Origin of the sequence: Yoonia sp. SDW83-1 (assembly GCF_046762885.1) — a bacterium.
Classification (GTDB): domain Bacteria; phylum Pseudomonadota; class Alphaproteobacteria; order Rhodobacterales; family Rhodobacteraceae; genus Yoonia.
This window is the reverse complement of the sequence record NZ_JBKQXO010000001.1, coordinates 127984-144941: the sequence shown is the minus strand read 5'-3', so window position 1 is coordinate 144941 and position 16958 is coordinate 127984. Positions and strand designations below refer to the sequence as shown.

Here is a 16958-nt window from a genome sequence, read left to right as displayed (position 1 = left end):
GTAACGCCTCGCTCTGGCCAAGGTGGCAAGCGCAGGAGTTTGCCACCGCAGGCTCAAGCCAAAACACATCCATTAGTCTTCGACAGGGCCACCCGCTTCTTTCCAGTCACCGATGCCGCCTACATTGATGACATTGGTATATCCCATTTCTTTCAGGGTCTTACCGGCCAGCGCGGCCTGACCACCGGCGCCACAGACCAGACATAGTTCAGCGTCTTTCTGAAAGAACGGTTTGTGAAATTGGGTGTTGGGATCTGCGGCAAATTCAATAAACCCGCGTGGCACACGCATCGCGCCCGCAATTGTGCCTGACTTGGCAATGTCGGCACTGTCGCGCACGTCGATAAACGTCACACCGCCAGCGGCATGTTTGGCGACCGCGTCTTCACTGCTGATCCGGGGCACGTCTGAATTTGCGGCATCAAGGTAGTCTTTTGCGGATTTCATATCTGGGCCTTTCAAGTTGGCGCAATTGCAATAGAACATAACAAATGGGAACCATTTGCGTTCCCTTGGGATTGTAGCTTCAAATTGTTGTCTGGCCAGTGGCCGCCCTACAGGAACTGCCGATGTCCAAGCCCATCCTACAGACCATTGCCACCTTTCGCGCCAGCCTGCTGCGGATTGCCCCGGCCAAGATGCTTCTGCTGGGCTATCTCAGTTACATGCTGATCGGTTGGGCGCTGCTGTCGATGCCGTTTGCGCAAGAGGTGGCGGTCAGCGCGCTTGATACGCTGTTCATCGCCACATCTGCCGTGTCGACGACGGGACTGGTCACGGTCGATCCCGGCAGCAGTTTCACCTTCGCAGGCGAGGTGATCATCCTGCTGCTGATCCAGATCGGCGGCCTAGGATACATGACTATCGGGTCCTTCACCGTGCTTGCGGTCCAACAGCGGATATCGGGGCTGCGGACACACGCGGTCAAACACGCTTTCAACCTGCCGGACGATATCAAACCCGCCGTTTTCCTGCGCGCCGTGATCATCTTTACCGTCTTGTGCGAGGCGCTAGGCGCGACAGCGCTGTATTTCATCTTCAGCAGCAACGGTGTCGAAAACGCACTCTGGAGCGCGATTTTCCATGCCGTCTCGGCCTTTTGCACAGCCGGTTTCTCACTTTTCAGCACCTCGTTCGAGGCGTTTCGCGCCGATGCCGGGCTAAACATCGTTATCTCCGTGCTCAGCCTTCTGGGTGCCATGGGCTTCCTGATTGTGGTCGATAGCTGGCGGACATTGACCGGCCAGACCAGCCATCTGGGTTTCACCTCAAAGGTGATCGTGCGGGTCACATTGTGGTTCCTGCTGATCGGCACGCTGATCGTCGGGCTTGCCGACAGCACCATCGCAGCCTTGCCCGCCTCCGAACGCTGGCTCGCCGCGTTTTTCCAGACTATGACAGCCTCAACCACGGTCGGGTTCAACACCCACCCGTTCAGCAGCCTGACACCGGCGGTTCTGATGATCATCTTTTTCCTGATGATTTTCGGGGCCTCGCCTGCAGGCACAGGTGGCGGGCTGAAAACCACGGCCTTTGCTGCCCTTGTGGGTCTTGTCCGGTCCACCCTGAAAGGGCGCGAGCGGATCAGGTTCTTCAAACGCGAAGTACCTATCGTGAAACTGCAATCGGCCACCGCCGGCTTGGCTTTCTACTGCACGCTACTGCTGATCGCGATGTTCATCCTGCTGCTCACCGAAACCGGTGCCGCGTTCGAGGTGGTCATGTTCGAAGTGATCTCGGCCATGGGCACGGTAGGCCTGTCGATGGGGATCACCGGCGATCTGTCGGATATCGGCAAGATCGTGATCATCGTGCTGATGACCGCCGGGCGGGTCGGTATCCTGACCTTCGGTATCGCCTTTGCCGCAGCGGATGAAACGCGCGAGGAAGAACAGGACAATGAGCTGATCCTGTGACGATGGGGACGTGCGTTTCGGGTTCATTCTGCTGCTCCCACCATGCCCTGAAATTCTGTCAGTGCGTTGGGGGCCGCTTGAAGTGGATGGCGGCTTGGAGCCCATTTTGACTGATGCTACGCAGTGCCTGAACGTCCGTTTTCAGTTGCGCAGAAGACATGTTAGCCATCGATTTACGCATCATACAGGCTAACGGTGAGCAGCCGGGGGCAAGGGGGATATTTCAATGTGCTCGAAACACAACGATGCCAAAGGTGCCGCGAAGGTATACCAAGTAATGTTGCCGGAACATCGCGCCGGGCAGACGCGTCTATTGCAGACGGTATTCAAGGACAGGTGCAAAAAGTGTAGTCTTCCAAGCTACGTCGAAATTGAAACCCTGCCAAAAGTAGACTCCCCCAAATTGAGACAGCCTTTTGGTCTTGCTTGTGGATTCTGGCTCGCCCGAAAAAAATTTGCAGAATTGCTGTGCGCCGAATTTGAGGGTCAATTTGATCTAAGACCGATTTCTGATGATGCGTATTTTCTCATTTTAAAGAACGTACTGGTTCCAGATGATCCTTTCTATGAAAGTGATATAGGTCATGATCCCTCCATTTATTTTGGAAACAAAGAGAGAGTTTGCAGCCTGTGCGGCAAGCCATACATTTTTTTGCACAGGGGATTCATAAATTTTAAGGGAGGCAATCGCATTCAACCTAGAACAATATATGAGACGAGCTTAAAATTCGGTCAGGCAGACGTAAAGTATCCAGTGTACTTCTGCGATGAAGAAGCGTCTTGCGCTCTTAGAGCGATAAGTAACCGGAAGATCAAATTCGTCAGGAGCCCGGTCAAATTTTCGGTAGACCCCGCGTGAGGCAAGATCGACGTGGGCGGCATAGAAGCCGTCCAAATTTGCCTTCTCGGTTTTCGGAGAGCGTGGATACGAAGAGCAGGGGCGACTCTTGGCTAACGCTGCCAACATTGAGGAAGGGGACATCTGAGCCGTTCCGATGAAGGTCTGCTTTGTCCGCACAGCCGTCTCACAAATAATGAACCTTCAATGATGAGTTCGCGCTGATCAGCGCAATAAATCCATTCACCCGAAAGCGCGATTGGCCAAAAAAAACCCGGGCACAAGGCCCGGGCAAGTCCAACAGGGAGGTGGAGATATAACCCGATCTCCGGCGGGATTCTTGCGATTGACGGTCAGGACAGGGAGGTGACCCCGACCGCCAATACTCTCACTACGCCACTAATCTATAGCCACCAGATTCGGTCACAAGAAGGCGCGCATTGGACGGATCTGGTTCTATTTTTTGGCGAAGACGGTAAATATGTGTCTCCAATGTGTGCGTCGTCACGCCCGCATTATACCCCCACACCTCGTGGAGCAGGACGTCGCGGGCCACAACACCTTCGCTGGAACGGTAAAGAAACTTGAGGATATTGGTCTCTTTCTCGGTCAGGCGGACTTTCTTGTCATCCTCGGTGACCAGCATTTTCTGGGCAGGCTTGAAGGTATATGGCCCCAATTGGAACACAGCATCCTCTGACTGCTCATGCGTGCGCAGCTGGCTGCGAATCCGTGCCAGCAGCACCGGAAACTTGAAAGGTTTGCTGACATAATCGTTCGCACCGGCATCCAGACCCAGGATGGTGTCGGCATCGCTGTCCTGTGCGGTCAGCATGACAATCGGGCATTTGATGCCCTGCTTGCGCATCACGCGGCACAACTCGCGCCCATCGGTATCGGGCAGGCCCACATCAAGGATCATCAAATCATAAAGACCCTCTTTTGATTTCACCAATGCGCTCGCGCCATCATCGGCTTCAAACACATCAAATTCATCCGTCATCAGCAGCTGTTCACCCAGCGCCTCGCGCAGATCGTCATCGTCATCGACGAGCAAAATTCTCTTGGCTTGTGCCATGATGGCCTCCTTCGGTTCGTTACTAGAAATGTGTTTGGATTACGTTTCAGGCAAGCCGCTATTCCAAACACTCACAGGGTCGTGTCCGTTCATGGGCAAATGTTTCACTTCTGCCGTAAAACGGTCTATCTGATGAAACAAACACAGGCGGTAGGCGATGGGATTGTCCCCCGATATTACAGAACGGCTGGCCCGCGCCCGGGCTGATCTGCGCATGGGCGTGCCCGTGGTGCTGCAAGGCGGCGCGCTGATCCTGGCGGTTGAGACGTTGAATGCCGCCCGGCTGGCTGATCTGCGCGCCCTAGGCGGTGATCCGGTACTGGCGGTGACAAGCTGGCGGGCCGAAACGCTCAAGGCCCGCGCATATGACGGCGATATCGCCCGGATCGTGCTGCCCGGCGATGCCACCCTGTCATGGGTGCAGTCCATTGCCGATCCTGCCGATGATCTGCGCGTCCCGATGAAGGGACCCCTGCGCAGCGCGCGCGACGGGTCCGCCCATCTGCATCGCGCGGCCATCGCCTTGTGCAAGGCGGCCCGGTTGCTGCCTGCCGCGCTGGTTCTGCCGATGGACAATGTCAAAACCTTCGCGACTACTCACAATCTGACACTGATCCCCGCCGACGCGGTGGTCGATACCGCGCTCAGCCCGCTGCACCCCATCATCAGCGCCCGCGTCCCGCTTACCGTGTCAGAGGCCGGGCGCCTGCACATTTTCCGCCCCGATGACGGGGCAGAGGAACATTACGCCGTCGAAATCGGCCAACCGGATCGGTCCAGACCGGTCCTGTCGCGCCTGCATTCGGCCTGTTTCACCGGCGATTTGCTGGGGTCACTGAAATGCGATTGCGGCCCGCAACTGCACGCCGCACTGGCCCAGATGGGCGCGGAAGGGGCAGGCGTTCTGCTCTATCTCAATCAAGAGGGCCGGGGCATTGGCCTCGCCAACAAAATGCGCGCCTATTCCTTGCAGGACCAGGGGTTTGACACGGTCGAGGCCAATCACCGGCTGGGGTTTGAAGATGACGAACGCGATTTCCGGATCGGGGCCGATATCCTCAAACGTATGGGGTTTTCATCTGTGCGCCTGCTGACCAACAATCCGCGCAAGGTGACGCGGATGGAACATTGCGGGATCACCGTGACCGAACGGGTGCCGCTCAAGGTCGGGGAAAACCGCCATAACGCGCACTATCTGGCGACGAAGGCCACCAAATCGGGGCATTTGCTTTAACCGTTCGGCAAGACAACCAGCTTGCCTGCTGCCGCGCCCGCGCCAACCTGCGCCAGCGCCTCTGGCACACCGTCCAATCCCAACGTTCCCGCAATTTCTGGTGTCAGCCTACCTTCCATGGCCAGCGCACCGATGCGATCCAATGTTGCGGGGTCGCCTTCGGCAGCGCCGACGCCGATCTTCTTGCCGCTCATCACTCCGCGCGCAAATCCCATGAACAATGCCGAAAACATGGCCCGCATCGTCCCGCCGATCAGCCGGTAACGGCCACCTGGGGCCAGTACCGGGGCAATTCGGCGCATCGGACGGGTGCCGACCAGATCAAGGATCAGGTCATAGTGCACGTCTTCATCCGCAAAATCGGTGCTGCGATAGTCAATCACCCTGTCCGCGCCGCGCGCCCGCATGAACGCGGCCTTGCCCGCATGATCAACACCCGTGACATGGGCACCAGCCGCCTTGGCGAGTTGAATAGCCAGCGGGCCGGATGCGCCACCGGCCCCGTTGATCAGCACCTTCTGCCCCGCTTTCACGCCTTTTGTTCCAGCTAAAGCGATACTGCCCGGCTGGGGCAGGGCGGCGGCGGTCACATTGTCCAAATCCTCTGGCACACGCGCCAGACGGTTGGCGGGCAGCGTACATTCCTGTGCAAACCCACCCCCGCGCATTACCACCTCGGCCCATACCCTGTCGCCCACGGCCCAACCGGTAACCCCTTCGCCCAGCGCAATAATCTCGCCCACAATGTCAGACCCCAGAACCGGACGACCGGGGCGAAACAAACCGCCCAATCGGGCATAAAGCGGTGAACCGGTCAGGTTTTCCCAGTCCGACAGGTTGATGCCACAGGCCAGCACCTTCACCCGAACCTCGGCCCTTTTCGGCTCCGGCACCGACAAGTCCACAAGGCTCAACCGGTCCGGACCCCCATATTCATGATATGTCACTGCGCGCATCAGATGCCCCCTCTTCAATGACATAGAGGGTCACAGCGGGCGACAAAAGCCCATCAGCTATCGCCAAAAATCCCCGTTTCGGCACCATCAATGCTCTCGACATTCTTGCGCCGCCAGTAATCGCGCACGCCATCCTCGCCCATATCGGCGTAATAAGGCAGCAATTCCTCGGGCCCGCGCTGTTTTTCAAAAGCCATCAGCGGCACGCCTGTCCCGCAGGATGTCTGCACCATATCAATCGTCATATCAAAAATCTGGCGGCTGCCGGCCATGGGCGGGAACTGTGCGACAGCCTCATCCCAGCCGGTATCATGCGGATGCAGGACCTTCGCTGTCCCATAAACACGCAGGATCAACGCATCGCCCTCAAACGCACAAAACATCAGGGTCATCCGGTTGGTATCGCGCAGATGGGCGGCGGTTTCATTGCCGCTGCCGGTCAGGTTCAGCCAGACGATGCGGGTGTCATCCATCACACGCAGCGAATCCATACCCTTGGGTGACACATTCACCTGGCCACCGGCTGCGGCCGTGGCCACAAAGAACAGATGCTGGCGCTTGATAAAGTCTGTCAGTGTGCCATTCAGTTTCTTGCCAATCGCCATGCGCGCCTCCATTCATTTACTGGAACGTAACATGAACAAAGACATGTTCACAATGCTGCTGTCACCAAGGGGGCATCCGCGATAACCCTTTGGAAACCCACAAACGATTCGCGTATACGTTATAAACTATGGTTTATTTGACCCCATGAAATCCACCGATCTTGTCGTCACCCCAACGCACCTGCGGTTCCTGAACCGGACCTTCGCCCGGACCATCGGGCGGGGCGGGGTCACAAACCGCAAGGCCGAAGGGGATGGTGCAACCCCCCAAGGCACCCACCGGATCGTGGGGATGCTCTACCGGGCCGACCGGCTGAAAAAACCCGCCGACTGGGCCTTGCCGATCCGCCCCGGCGACCTTTGGTCCGACGATATCCGCGACCCAGACTACAACCTGATGGTGAAAAAACCCCACAAATACAGGGCGGAAACGCTGCGGCGCGCCGACCCGATGTATGATGTGATCATTCTGACGGACTGGAACTGGCCTTACCCGGTCAAGGGGCGTGGCTCGGCGATTTTCATGCATCAGTGGCGCGGTCCGGGGCGGCCAACCGCAGGCTGCGTGGCCGTGTCGCGCACCGATCTATTGTGGATCGCCGCCCGCATCAGATACGAAACGCGGCTTGTTATCCGATAACCATTCGCGCGCGGATATTCTTGCCTCAGTCAACGCAGAGGCATTCAAAGATGAAACACCAAGGTCCATTTATGACACCCGAAGAAATCGAACAGCTTCCCTATCGCCCCTGCGTGGGCGTCATGCTCGCCAATACCCGCGGGCATGTCTTTGTCGGGCAGCGGATCGACCGCGAACAGGCGGCTTGGCAGATGCCACAGGGCGGCGTCGACAAAGGGGAAAAGACGCTTGATGCAGCACTGCGCGAATTGGAAGAAGAAACGGGCATCACACCCAACCTTGTTACCATTGAAAGCGAAACCGCAGGACTGATCCGGTATGATGTCCCGCATGAGCTGGTGCCGAACATCTGGAAGGGGCGGTATCGGGGGCAGGAACAGAAATGGTTCCTGATGCGCTTCCATGGGGCAGATGATCAGATCAACCTGCAGACCAAACATCCGGAGTTTTCGGCATGGAAATGGCTGCCCAAGACCGAACTGCCCGACGCAATCGTCCCCTTCAAGCGGGCTGTCTATGAACAGGTACTGGCAGAGTTCGACGATAAGCTCTGACAGGTGTCTCTGGCCCTAACCTGCTGCCCTAACCACTGATGCATACTTACCGATGTGATGGCGGCGCATTTCACGATCCGTCGCCGTCACATTTGACATCATCCAATCCTGCGCGCGGGGCCAAACCTGCCAACCGTTGAAATAATCGACAAAAATGACGGTCTATTCAAAGGTTCGGTGCTGCAGAAACGTCTTATCCCTATAAGATGCCACTCAATGCACCAGACAGGAGCAATATCGATGAAATCCGTCTTTCTGGCCCTCGGCCTAACAGCGCTTGCCACCCAAGCCACCGCCCTCAGTTGCCTGCGTCCCGATCCTATCGAGACATTCCAGCGTGTCGCAGCAGCCCCCGAAGGCTATTTTGTCCTTTATGGGCAGATGACATTCGACGAAAGCGCGCTGCCCGCCGGCGTGTCCAACGATAACATCCGCGACCCTGACCCGATCCCGGCCCGGTTCACTGGCAAGGGGCTGACGATGCAGGGCTTTACATCCGACTATATCAGCCCCGTGACCCTTCAGGTTGGTTGTGCGGGGCCATGGTGTGGCTCCGCCCGCAGCGGGGTCGACGCCATCTACTTTGTTCGCGCCGACGATCCGCCCGTGACCATGCAGGCCGGACCGTGCGGCGGCATGATCTTCGAAGAACCTGATCAGACGACGCTCGATATGCTCACATCCTGCATGCAGGGCGGGGCCTGTTCACCGCAACCGCTGCAATAGGCGCAGCGAGGCATATCCATCCGCAGGCAGGCCCTGACTACGCTGATAGGCCCGGATCGCGGCCATGGAATTTGGCCCGATCCGACCGTCAACACCCCCGGTGGAAAAGCCTGCGTTGGTTAACCTTTGCTGCAATTCACGCCGCTCGGCGCGGGTCAAACCGCGTTCACCCGCTGGCCATTGGGTACGTAGCGGCCCCATGCCGCGAATACGGTCGCCCAGATGCCCGACGCCAATGATATAGGCCTGCGCGTTGTTATAGCGGGAAATCGTGGTGTAATTGGCAAAGATCAGAAAGGCAGGACCACCCGCACCCGTAGGCGTGATCAGCGATGCCTCACCATAATTGGGCACCGCATTGCCATCCACACCGCGCACGCCAAGCTGCGCCCAGGCGGCGGGCGACCGGCGCGATGTCTGGCCAAAGTCAAAGCCGCGCGGCAACAGCACTTCGACCCCCCAGGGCTGGCTACGGCGCCAGCTGAAGCGGCGGAAATAGGCAGCGGTGGATGCCAGCGCATCACTGGGATCGTCCGCCCAGATATCGCGGCGGCCATCACCGGTGAAATCCACGGCATAAGCCTGATAGGATGTGGGGATGAACTGGGTATGGCCCATCGCCCCCGCCCATGATCCGGTCATGTTGCGCGGGGCCACATCGCCACGTTGCAGGATGCGTAGCGCCGCAATCAGCTGCTCCTCGAAAAACCGGCCCCGCCGCCCGTCATAAGCCAGCGTCGCCAAGGTCGAGATCAGGGGCACATCACCGCGCCGCTGGCCGTAATTCGTCTCCATCCCCCAGACGGCGACAACGACATGGGGTTCAACCTGATAGGTCGCCTCGATCCGGGCCAGCACATTGGCATATTGGCGCACCATCGCACGCCCGTTCGTCACCCGCGCATCGGATGCGGCCGTGGCCATGTACTCGCCCAGCGGCTTGACAAATTCGGCCTGATTACGGTCGCGGCGGATACTGTCGGGCAGGTACTGCACCCCGGCAAAGGCGGCATCAAACGTGCGGTCCGAAATACCCGCCGCCCGCGCCCGGGACCGGAACCCGGCGATCCAGTTGCCAAAACCGCTCGCCTGCGCCTGCGCCGTGCTGCCCAGTGCTGCCGCTGAAATACCTGTTGCGATGAACTGCCTGCGATCCATATCCGAACCTCCACCTGTTATTTTTGCACTTACTTAGCGCAAAGGCGGACCAAGCGAAATCAACTCTCCGCCATCACATGTTTTTTCGGAACCATCACGCTTGGCTCCGGCCAGCAGTTCGACAAGACCTCAATCGCCTCGCGCAGCATCGGCACCCGGCGAGGGCGGAAACTGGCGTCGGTCACGGTCAGGTTCTGCATCCGGTCCAGCCTGAAATTGCGATAGGCCTGCCGCAGATGACACCAGGCGATCAGATTGTGGGTCTCTTTCAGAAACACGATGCTCAGCGGATCGACCCGGCGCTTCGTCGCCGCACCGATGGCGTCAATATAGTCAATCTCGATTGTCCGCTCATCCCAGGTCGCTCGCCGCAAGGCCCGCACATCGACGGTCGGCAAGGGTGGGCGCACAATCCGGTCGGCATGCAGCACAGCATATTGCAGCCGATGCGCCTGGGCGCTGGGCAGACGCGCCTGCAGCTTTGCCACCGCGTTCTGCGCCGCCTGCGCCAGATCAGGGTCGGCCACCGCCTGCACCTCGCGCAACCCCAGCACAATCGCCTCGATCTCCTCATCATCGAACATCATCGGGGGCAGGGCGGCATCTTCGGTCAGAGCATAGCCATATCCGGCGGTGCCGTCGATGATCGCCCCCAACCCGCGCAATGCCTCGATATCACGGTACAGCGTGCGCAGCGACACGCCCGTATCATCCGCCAACTGCCTTGCCGTGACCGGCGGGGCATGGCGGCGCAGTGATTGCATCAACTGAAACAGGCGGGCGGTGCGAGACATGCAGCCATCATAACATTGCTGCCAGAAACTGTCAGCACCTTCCGGCATAAACCTCTCAAACGCACAGGAGAGTACAATGATCACCCTCATCACCTACAGGTCCGGCTTCGGCCAACCCAGCTTCAGCCCCTTTTGCGTCAAGGCGATGTGGCTTTTACAGGCCGCCGGCGTCGAGTGGCAGCGCGAAGACAGCAATGACCCGCGCAAGATGCCCTACGCCAAACTGCCAGCCATCCGCACACTGCACGGGCTGATCGCCGACAGCCACAACATCCAAACCTATCTGGAAAAACAGGGGGCGGATTTCTGGGGCAAAGCCGTTGACCGGGTCACCGGCCACGCCCTGATCCGCATGGCCGAGGAGCATATGTATTTCCACATCGTCCTCGACCGCTGGGGGAATGAAGAGGTCTGGCCGATCATCCGCGAAAACTATTTCGCCGATATCCCCGCGCTGCTGCGTCGCCCGATCACAAACAGCATCCGCAAGGCGACCCTGAAAGGGATGCATGCCCAAGGGCTGGGGCGGTTCAGCGCGGATGAACGGCTGGACCGGATCGAGGGCGATCTGACAGCAATCGCCGCCCAACTCGATGGCCGCCCCTACCTGATGGGCGATCAAATCAGCCTGCCGGACTATACCGTTGCAGCGATGCTGGGTGCGGCCATGGCCACACCCCTTCCGACAAAGCTGAACCAGCGGGTGGCGAATGATCCGGTTCTGGCCGATTATGCGACCCGTGTTAGCGAAAAGATGGCCGTGACATGATACGCCCCTTCGATAACCCGGCGGTTGCGGCCGCCTTTGACGCGTTCCCGCCCGCGCCGCGGGAAACAGCGCTGCAGCTGCGCGACCTGATCTTCAGCGTGGCCTGGGACACGCCGCAGGTCGGGCAGATCGAGGAAACGCTGAAATGGGGGCAGCCATCCTACCTGACCTCAGAGACGCAATCAGGGTCCACCTTGCGGATCGGGATGCCAAAACAAGGCGGCTGTGCGCTTTACGCCCATTGCGCGACGGATATCATCAGCACCTATGCGGCCACCTTTCCGGGCAGCGACCGGATCGAAGGGAACCGGGCAGTCATCTTTCAGCAGGCCGACGATATCGTGCCCGACAGGCTACGGCTTTTGATCTATCACGGGCTGACCTATCACCTGAAAAGGTAGTTAGCCCAGGATGGAGCCATAGCTGGTGTCACGCATCACCAGACGATCACCGTCCAGTTCCAGACGACGGGTGCGTCCGGCGGCGGTGGCATCAAAGGGCACAGTGCTGCAATCGTCGCAGGCGCCCACCGCATCCATCCAGGACAGATCAGCCTGCCGGTTCAGCATGTGGCGGACCACCATCTTGCGCTGGGTGGCTTGGTCTTGGGTCTTGAAAGCGATATGGGCGTTCATGGCAGCAACTCCGATCCTGTCGTCATCGGCAGTTTTCCCCTGCATTGCGGCCAGATCGTGTCAGACATGGCGCGAAATTGGACATTTATTGCGATGCTGGGATCGGTTTGGTGCCGCAAAGTTAAGAAACGATTACAATGGCTTTTGTGGGTGATGATTGTTGCGACCTCAGCCGGGTCAGCCCTATTTGCGCGTGCGTTTGACCTTTCGCGCGGTCTTGGCGGCTTTCTTTTTCGCTGATCCCACCTTGTGTCGGGGCGGCTTGCCGCGTCCTTTGGACGGGCCGCGCGGCATGATCTTTTCGTCCAGCTTGATCAATTCCACGATCAATCCGCCGGTGACGGGCGCAGCTTCAATCAGCTTGACCGTCACCCGCTGCCCAAGGGCAATGATCATCCCGCTGTCAGCCCCCATCAATGTCTTGTTCTCGGGATCATAGTGAAAATATTCCGCCCCAAGCGTGCGGATCGGGATCATCGCATCAGCCCCGGTTTCGTCCAGCTTCACGAAGACACCAAACTTCGCGATCCCGCTGATCCGGCCGGTCAGTTCCGCGCCGATCCGGTCTGACAGGAACGCCGCCAGATAGCGATCGGTCGTGTCCCGTTCGGCGGTCATCGAGCGCCGTTCGGTATCGCTGATCTGCTTGGCGGTATCGGCCAGATGTTCGATATCCCAAGGGCTCAGCCCGTCCTTGCCCCAGCCATGGGCGGCGATCAGCGCACGATGTGCGATCAGATCGGAATAACGACGAATGGGCGATGTGAAATGCGCATAGGCCCGCAGCGCCAGCCCGAAATGGCCAAAGTTTTCAGGGTTGTAATAGGCCTGCGTCATCGACCGCAGCGTGGCCATATTGATCAGCTCATCATGATCAGTGCCTTCTGCCCCGGCCAGCAACCGGTTCAGATGCGCGGTCTTCAAGACCTGCCCCTTCGCCAGCACAAGGCCAGAGGCCTGCGCAACCTCACGCAGCGCATCCAGCTTTTCGGGGCTCGGTTCCTCATGCACCCGGAACAGCAGCTGCGATTTCTTGGCAATCAGCGTCTCGGCCGCGGCCACATTCGCCAGCACCATGAATTCCTCAATCAGCCGATGCGCATCCAGCCGTTCCTTGTATTGAACCGAGGTCACCTTACCCTTGTCATCCAGCACGATCTCGCGCTCAGGCAGGTCCAGATCAAGCGGTTGGCGGGCGGCGCGGGCCTTGGTCAACGCTTCATAGGCGGCAAAAAGCGGACGGATGATCTCATCCATCAGGGGTGCCACCTTGTCATTGGGGCGCCCGTCCATCCCCGCCTGCACCTCCTGATAATTCAGCGAGGCGACAGACTTCATCAAACCCCGATGAAATTCATGCCCGATCTTCTGGCCCTTGCTGTCGATCCGCATGGCGACAGCCAGACAGGCGCGTTCCACCCCTTCATGCAGCGAACACAGATCACCCGACAGACGGTCCGGCAGCATCGGCACCACGCGATCCGGGAAGTAGGTTGAATTGCCCCGCTTGCGCGCCTCGCGGTCCAGTGCAGACCCCGGCGTCACGTAATGGGCTACATCGGCAATCGCGACCCAGATGATGAACCCGCCATCGTTCTTCGGATCCGGGTCTGCCTCGACAAAGCACGCATCATCATGATCGCGCGCATCCCACGGATCAATCGTGATCAACGGCATGTCGCGCAGATCGCGGCGGCCTTTCAGACCGGCAGGTTTGGCAGCATCCGCCTCGGCCACGACCTCATCAGGGAAATGGTCGGGGATACCATGCTGATGGATCGCAATCAAAGACACCGCGCGCGGTTCTGTCGGGTCGCCCAACCGGGCCACGATCCGTGCCTTGGGCAGACCCAGACGACCCTTCGGCCCGGCCTGTTCCGCTTCGACCAGCTCACCATCCTTGGCCCCACCCGTGGCACCGGCGGCCACCACCCATTGCCTGTCGGCCCCCTTGTCGATGGGCAGGACACGGCCGCCTTCAGACCCGGCACGAAACACGCCCAGGATACGCAGCGGGTTGGTACCGATCCGGCGGATCATGCGGGCGGTGTGGGTATGATCCTCGGTCTTGTCGACAGTCAGACGACCCAGAATGCGGTCACCGGCCCCCAGCGCGGGATCAGACGACCGCAACATCATCAGCACCCGCGGCTCCGGTCCTTGCCCTGTCCATTCCAGCGGGCGGGCAAACAGATCGCCATCTGTATCGGGGGCCAGCACCTCCAGCACGGCCACCGGTGGCAGATCCTCGGCATCGCGATAGGATGACCGGCGCTTGGCCAGGCGGCCCTCGTCCTGCAACTCTTTCAGCAACCGCTTAAGGTCGATGCGGGCCGCGCCCTTGATCCCGAACGCCTTGGCGATATCGCGCTTGGCGGTCTTTGTGGGGTTCTCTGAAATCCACTGCAGAATTTCGGACTTGGAGGGAATACGTGTCATGAGAACCGCCTAACATGGCGCGCGCCGGTCGTCATCCCAATTGGCTGCACCATGCTATACTCCAACAGTCGCCATGGAGGAACGCCGATGTATGTTGCAGGCTTTATCATCGCTGTCCCGGCAGAAAATCGCGCGCGTTATCAGGCCTGGGCAGAAAAAAGCGCCAACCTGATGAAAGAACTTGGCTGTCTGGAAGTCGTCGAGGCCTGGGAAGATAACGTCCCCGACGGCCAGCACACCGATTTCCGCCGCGCCGTCGCCGCACGGCCCGACGAAAAAATCGTGTTCAGCTGGCAGGTCTGGCCTGACAAAGCGACCGTCGATGCGGCAGAGGCCACGATGCGCGACGATCCACGTTTCGATGTGCCGGATGACATTCCCTTTGACCGCAAACGCCTGATCTTCGGCAGCTTTGACCCACTTTTGACCATGGGGCGCGATTGAGCCCCAAAATCCTTCAAAGGATTTTGCCAAGGCTTTTCGAAAAGCCTTGGTTCCAGAGGTTCAGGCGAAATACTCCGTCAAAATCCGCTTGTAGATCGTCTTCAACTGGCTGATCTGCTCAACCGAAACCCGTTCATCCACCTGATGCATGGTCTTGCCCACCAGCCCGAACTCCACCACCGGGCAGTGGTCCTTCACGAACCGGGCATCCGATGTCCCGCCAGAGGTGGACAGGACCGGTTTCACCCCGGTCTCGGCCTCCACCGCCGCCGCCACCAGATCGGACAGATCGCCGGGCGGCGTCAGAAAGCTTTCACCAGACACTTTCACATTGATATCCACATCCACGTCGAATTCTTCGGTCACGTCGCCTGCCTCTTCGCCGATCCAATCCACAATCGACTGGCTGGAATGGGCATCGTTGAAGCGCACATTCACTGTCGCCCGCGTCGCCGCCGGGATCACGTTGGTCGCGACGTTGCCCGTATCAATCGTCACCACCGCCAGCGTTGATGGGTCGAAATGCTCCGTGCCCTCATCCAGCACATGGGATGACAACCGGTCCACCAGACGCGCCATGGCGGGCAGGGGGTTCTTGGCCCGGTGCGGATAGGCCGCATGGCCTTGCACACCGCGCACGGTCAGCCACGCGGTCAGCGACCCGCGCCGCCCGATCTTCATCGCCTCGCCCATCACATCCGGGCAGGTCGGTTCACCGACCAGACAGACCGACATCGCCTCACCCTCCGCCGCCATCCAGTCCAGCAGCGCGGTGGTGCCATGCAGCGCATCCGCCTCCTCATCCCCGGTGATGGCCAGCACAACGGCCCCATCGGGGGGCGTTTCATGGACAAAATCAATCGCAGCGGCGGCAAAAGCAGCCACCCCAGATTTCATATCAGTCGCACCCCGCCCATAAAGATAACCATCCTTGATTTCGCCACCAAACGGCAGCACCGACCAGTCGTTTTCATTGCCCAGCGGCACCACATCGGTATGTCCGTTAAAACCAAACGTCCGATTGGCCCCCTTGCGCCCCCAGCGGGCATAAAGATTGGCAATCCCGCCGCGATCCACCCGCGTGCATTCAAACCCGCCCGCCGTCAGCAGCTTTTCCAGCAAGACCAACGCACCGCCTTCGGCTGGCGTGACAGAGGGGCAGCGGACCAGATCAGCGGTCAGGGCAACGGGATCGACAGGGGTCATGGCAAGGCTCCTTTGCGCTATGGCTAGCCGGTGCGGAGGCAGGATGCAATTTGCGTCAGTCCAGTTTTGCCAGCACCTTGTTGCTTTCCAGCTCTTTCAACGCATGACGACCAATCCATCCGGCCGTCTTGTCATCATGGCCCACCAAATCCTGGGCAAAATCGCGCGTAGCCCGGTTCAACGCTGCATTCCGCTTGCCGGTCGCGCGCAGTGCCATATCCACGGCCTTCTTGACCAATGGGCGCGGGTCCGTCGCCGCCTCACGCATCAACGGGAAGGTATCAATAAACACCTGATCCGCCGCTGCCTTGTCATGCACCGACAGCGCCCAGATCATTGCAAACCCGGCCCGGCGCATGAACTCTCGCTCATCAGGTGCCCACAGATGCACCTTGTCCCAGCGATAGGGGGTCTGATCCAGCAGGCTGAAACAGGCGGTGTCGCAAATCGCCCAATTGTCGAAATCCGCCGCCCACTGATCCGCTTCTTCAGACGGCATCCTGTCAGCCTCGGCAATAAACACGGCCATGGTCCGGGCCTCATACCGGCCATCGGCCCAAAGCGCGCCAGCAACAGCATGGTCCTTGCCCAACTGCTTGGCATGTTTCTTCATCACCCCCATCGGCACGCCAAAGGCACGGTCGTTGGGGATGCCGTAGCGGGCCATATCCGCCACATGATCCGGCGTGCCCGTCTGTTTCAGCCAATTGATAATCTCATCCGCCGTCATGTGGCGAAACTATCCCGTCATGCGGGCGGTGTCGAAACCTTAACGCCGCATTCACACTTCCACCGTGCGCTGCGTTCATCCGGCAAAATCGCCCAGAAGGGTCCGACGCAAGTCCGACGTTTTGCCGATGCGATGCCGGCCGGCCATTTTGGCGAAAAACCTCAGCATTAAGGGTGATTCGCCTGCAAATGCATTTCGGGGCTGTTGCGTCCGCGCGGTCCCCCCACCGAACGTTG

Annotated in this window: 18 protein-coding genes; 8 read left to right on the top strand and 10 right to left on the bottom strand. The window is 59.3% G+C overall.

Features of this window, described 5'->3' with window-relative positions; genetic code table 11:
- Positions 1-72: 72 nt before the first annotated feature.
- Positions 73-447: a rhodanese-like domain-containing protein gene (locus ACFWW4_RS00720; RefSeq protein ID WP_393927774.1), complete on the bottom strand. Its 375-nt coding sequence runs from the start codon at positions 445-447 to the stop codon at positions 73-75.
- A gap of 122 nt (positions 448-569) precedes the next feature.
- Here ACFWW4_RS00720 and ACFWW4_RS00715 point away from each other — a divergent pair, with 122 nt between their 5' ends.
- Positions 570-1916, top strand: a complete 1347-nt coding sequence (locus tag ACFWW4_RS00715; RefSeq protein WP_411889100.1) for a TrkH family potassium uptake protein — start codon at positions 570-572, stop codon at positions 1914-1916.
- Between the two features lie 1229 nt (positions 1917-3145).
- Here ACFWW4_RS00715 and ACFWW4_RS00710 read toward each other — a convergent pair.
- Entirely contained in the window at positions 3146-3832 is a 687-nt protein-coding gene (locus tag ACFWW4_RS00710) for a response regulator transcription factor (RefSeq protein WP_393927441.1), read from the bottom strand.
- 157 nt (positions 3833-3989) lie between these two features.
- Here ACFWW4_RS00710 and ribA point away from each other — a divergent pair, with 157 nt between their 5' ends.
- Positions 3990-5066, top strand: coding sequence for a GTP cyclohydrolase II (gene ribA, locus ACFWW4_RS00705; RefSeq protein WP_411889099.1), 1077 nt, complete (start codon positions 3990-3992; stop codon positions 5064-5066).
- On the opposite strand, the gene ACFWW4_RS00700 is transcribed toward ribA, so the two are convergent.
- Together ACFWW4_RS00700 and ACFWW4_RS00695 are read right to left on the bottom strand one after the other, a co-directional pair.
- Positions 5063-6022 carry an NAD(P)-dependent alcohol dehydrogenase gene (locus ACFWW4_RS00700; protein WP_411889098.1) on the bottom strand — a complete coding sequence of 320 codons (960 nt, stop codon included), beginning with the start codon at positions 6020-6022 and terminating at the stop codon, positions 5063-5065. The genes ribA and ACFWW4_RS00700 overlap by 4 nt on opposite strands.
- A 53-nt stretch (positions 6023-6075) precedes the next feature.
- Positions 6076-6627 carry a pyridoxamine 5'-phosphate oxidase family protein gene (locus ACFWW4_RS00695; protein WP_411889097.1) on the bottom strand — a complete coding sequence of 184 codons (552 nt, stop codon included), beginning with the start codon at positions 6625-6627 and terminating at the stop codon, positions 6076-6078.
- A gap of 145 nt (positions 6628-6772) precedes the next feature.
- On the opposite strand from ACFWW4_RS00695, the gene ACFWW4_RS00690 reads away from it, so the two are divergent.
- From ACFWW4_RS00690 to ACFWW4_RS00680, 3 genes are all read left to right on the top strand, one after another.
- Positions 6773-7267 carry a L,D-transpeptidase family protein gene (locus ACFWW4_RS00690; RefSeq protein ID WP_411889096.1) on the top strand — a complete coding sequence of 165 codons (495 nt, stop codon included), beginning with the start codon at positions 6773-6775 and terminating at the stop codon, positions 7265-7267.
- A 71-nt stretch (positions 7268-7338) separates the two neighbouring features.
- The gene (locus tag ACFWW4_RS00685; protein ID WP_393927448.1) at positions 7339-7821 is read left to right on the top strand and encodes an RNA pyrophosphohydrolase; all 483 of its coding nucleotides are present in this window, start codon (positions 7339-7341) and stop codon (positions 7819-7821) included.
- Between the two features lie 240 nt (positions 7822-8061).
- Positions 8062-8547 (top strand): hypothetical protein, encoded by a 486-nt coding sequence (locus ACFWW4_RS00680; protein ID WP_411889095.1) that lies wholly within the window; start codon positions 8062-8064, stop codon positions 8545-8547.
- On the opposite strand, the gene ACFWW4_RS00675 is transcribed toward ACFWW4_RS00680, so the two are convergent.
- Positions 8527-9705, bottom strand: coding sequence for a lytic murein transglycosylase (locus ACFWW4_RS00675; RefSeq protein ID WP_411889094.1), 1179 nt, complete (start codon positions 9703-9705; stop codon positions 8527-8529). The genes ACFWW4_RS00680 and ACFWW4_RS00675 overlap by 21 nt on opposite strands.
- Before the next feature lie 59 nt (positions 9706-9764).
- On the bottom strand, positions 9765-10499 hold the full coding sequence (locus tag ACFWW4_RS00670) for a helix-turn-helix transcriptional regulator (protein ID WP_411889093.1): 735 nt from the start codon (positions 10497-10499) through the stop codon (positions 9765-9767).
- Positions 10500-10575: 76 nt separating this feature from the next.
- On the opposite strand from ACFWW4_RS00670, the gene ACFWW4_RS00665 reads away from it, so the two are divergent.
- Positions 10576-11268, top strand: coding sequence for a glutathione S-transferase family protein (locus tag ACFWW4_RS00665; RefSeq protein ID WP_411889092.1), 693 nt, complete (start codon positions 10576-10578; stop codon positions 11266-11268).
- Positions 11265-11669 carry a DUF1801 domain-containing protein gene (locus ACFWW4_RS00660; RefSeq protein ID WP_411889091.1) on the top strand — a complete coding sequence of 135 codons (405 nt, stop codon included), beginning with the start codon at positions 11265-11267 and terminating at the stop codon, positions 11667-11669. The genes ACFWW4_RS00665 and ACFWW4_RS00660 overlap by 4 nt, the downstream gene beginning before the upstream one ends.
- On the opposite strand, the gene ACFWW4_RS00655 is transcribed toward ACFWW4_RS00660, so the two are convergent.
- Entirely contained in the window at positions 11670-11903 is a 234-nt protein-coding gene (locus tag ACFWW4_RS00655; protein WP_411889090.1) for a hypothetical protein, read from the bottom strand. It lies immediately after the preceding gene.
- A 183-nt stretch (positions 11904-12086) separates the two neighbouring features.
- On the bottom strand, positions 12087-14342 hold the full coding sequence (gene rnr / locus ACFWW4_RS00650) for a ribonuclease R (RefSeq protein WP_411889089.1): 2256 nt from the start codon (positions 14340-14342) through the stop codon (positions 12087-12089).
- An 87-nt stretch (positions 14343-14429) separates the two neighbouring features.
- On the opposite strand from rnr, the gene ACFWW4_RS00645 reads away from it, so the two are divergent.
- A complete protein-coding gene (locus ACFWW4_RS00645; protein ID WP_411889088.1) occupies positions 14430-14786 on the top strand; it encodes a DUF1428 domain-containing protein in 357 nt (118 codons plus the stop codon).
- 60 nt (positions 14787-14846) lie between these two features.
- On the opposite strand, the gene dapE is transcribed toward ACFWW4_RS00645, so the two are convergent.
- A complete protein-coding gene (gene dapE, locus ACFWW4_RS00640) occupies positions 14847-15992 on the bottom strand; it encodes a succinyl-diaminopimelate desuccinylase (protein ID WP_411889087.1) in 1146 nt (381 codons plus the stop codon).
- Positions 15993-16047: 55 nt separating this feature from the next.
- Positions 16048-16722: a DNA alkylation repair protein gene (locus ACFWW4_RS00635; protein WP_411889086.1), complete on the bottom strand. Its 675-nt coding sequence runs from the start codon at positions 16720-16722 to the stop codon at positions 16048-16050.
- Between the last annotated feature and the right edge of the window lie 236 nt (positions 16723-16958).

Bases quoted from the DNA above. Each gene is read 5' to 3' on its own strand.
- ACFWW4_RS00720 (WP_393927774.1), bottom strand. From the start codon at position 447: ATGAAATCCGCAAAAGACTACCTTGATGCCGCAAATTCAGACGTGCCC.
- ACFWW4_RS00715 (WP_411889100.1), top strand. From the start codon at position 570: ATGTCCAAGCCCATCCTACAGACCATTGCCACCTTTCGCGCCAGCCTG.
- ACFWW4_RS00710 (WP_393927441.1), bottom strand. From the start codon at position 3,832: ATGGCACAAGCCAAGAGAATTTTGCTCGTCGATGACGATGACGATCTG.
- ribA (WP_411889099.1), top strand. From the start codon at position 3,990: ATGGGATTGTCCCCCGATATTACAGAACGGCTGGCCCGCGCCCGGGCT.
- ACFWW4_RS00700 (WP_411889098.1), bottom strand. From the start codon at position 6,022: ATGCGCGCAGTGACATATCATGAATATGGGGGTCCGGACCGGTTGAGC.
- ACFWW4_RS00695 (WP_411889097.1), bottom strand. From the start codon at position 6,627: ATGGCGATTGGCAAGAAACTGAATGGCACACTGACAGACTTTATCAAG.
- ACFWW4_RS00690 (WP_411889096.1), top strand. From the start codon at position 6,773: ATGAAATCCACCGATCTTGTCGTCACCCCAACGCACCTGCGGTTCCTG.
- ACFWW4_RS00685 (WP_393927448.1), top strand. From the start codon at position 7,339: ATGACACCCGAAGAAATCGAACAGCTTCCCTATCGCCCCTGCGTGGGC.
- ACFWW4_RS00680 (WP_411889095.1), top strand. From the start codon at position 8,062: ATGAAATCCGTCTTTCTGGCCCTCGGCCTAACAGCGCTTGCCACCCAA.
- ACFWW4_RS00675 (WP_411889094.1), bottom strand. From the start codon at position 9,705: ATGGATCGCAGGCAGTTCATCGCAACAGGTATTTCAGCGGCAGCACTG.
- ACFWW4_RS00670 (WP_411889093.1), bottom strand. From the start codon at position 10,499: ATGTCTCGCACCGCCCGCCTGTTTCAGTTGATGCAATCACTGCGCCGC.
- ACFWW4_RS00665 (WP_411889092.1), top strand. From the start codon at position 10,576: ATGATCACCCTCATCACCTACAGGTCCGGCTTCGGCCAACCCAGCTTC.
- ACFWW4_RS00660 (WP_411889091.1), top strand. From the start codon at position 11,265: ATGATACGCCCCTTCGATAACCCGGCGGTTGCGGCCGCCTTTGACGCG.
- ACFWW4_RS00655 (WP_411889090.1), bottom strand. From the start codon at position 11,903: ATGAACGCCCATATCGCTTTCAAGACCCAAGACCAAGCCACCCAGCGC.
- rnr (WP_411889089.1), bottom strand. From the start codon at position 14,342: ATGACACGTATTCCCTCCAAGTCCGAAATTCTGCAGTGGATTTCAGAG.
- ACFWW4_RS00645 (WP_411889088.1), top strand. From the start codon at position 14,430: ATGTATGTTGCAGGCTTTATCATCGCTGTCCCGGCAGAAAATCGCGCG.
- dapE (WP_411889087.1), bottom strand. From the start codon at position 15,992: ATGACCCCTGTCGATCCCGTTGCCCTGACCGCTGATCTGGTCCGCTGC.
- ACFWW4_RS00635 (WP_411889086.1), bottom strand. From the start codon at position 16,722: ATGACGGCGGATGAGATTATCAATTGGCTGAAACAGACGGGCACGCCG.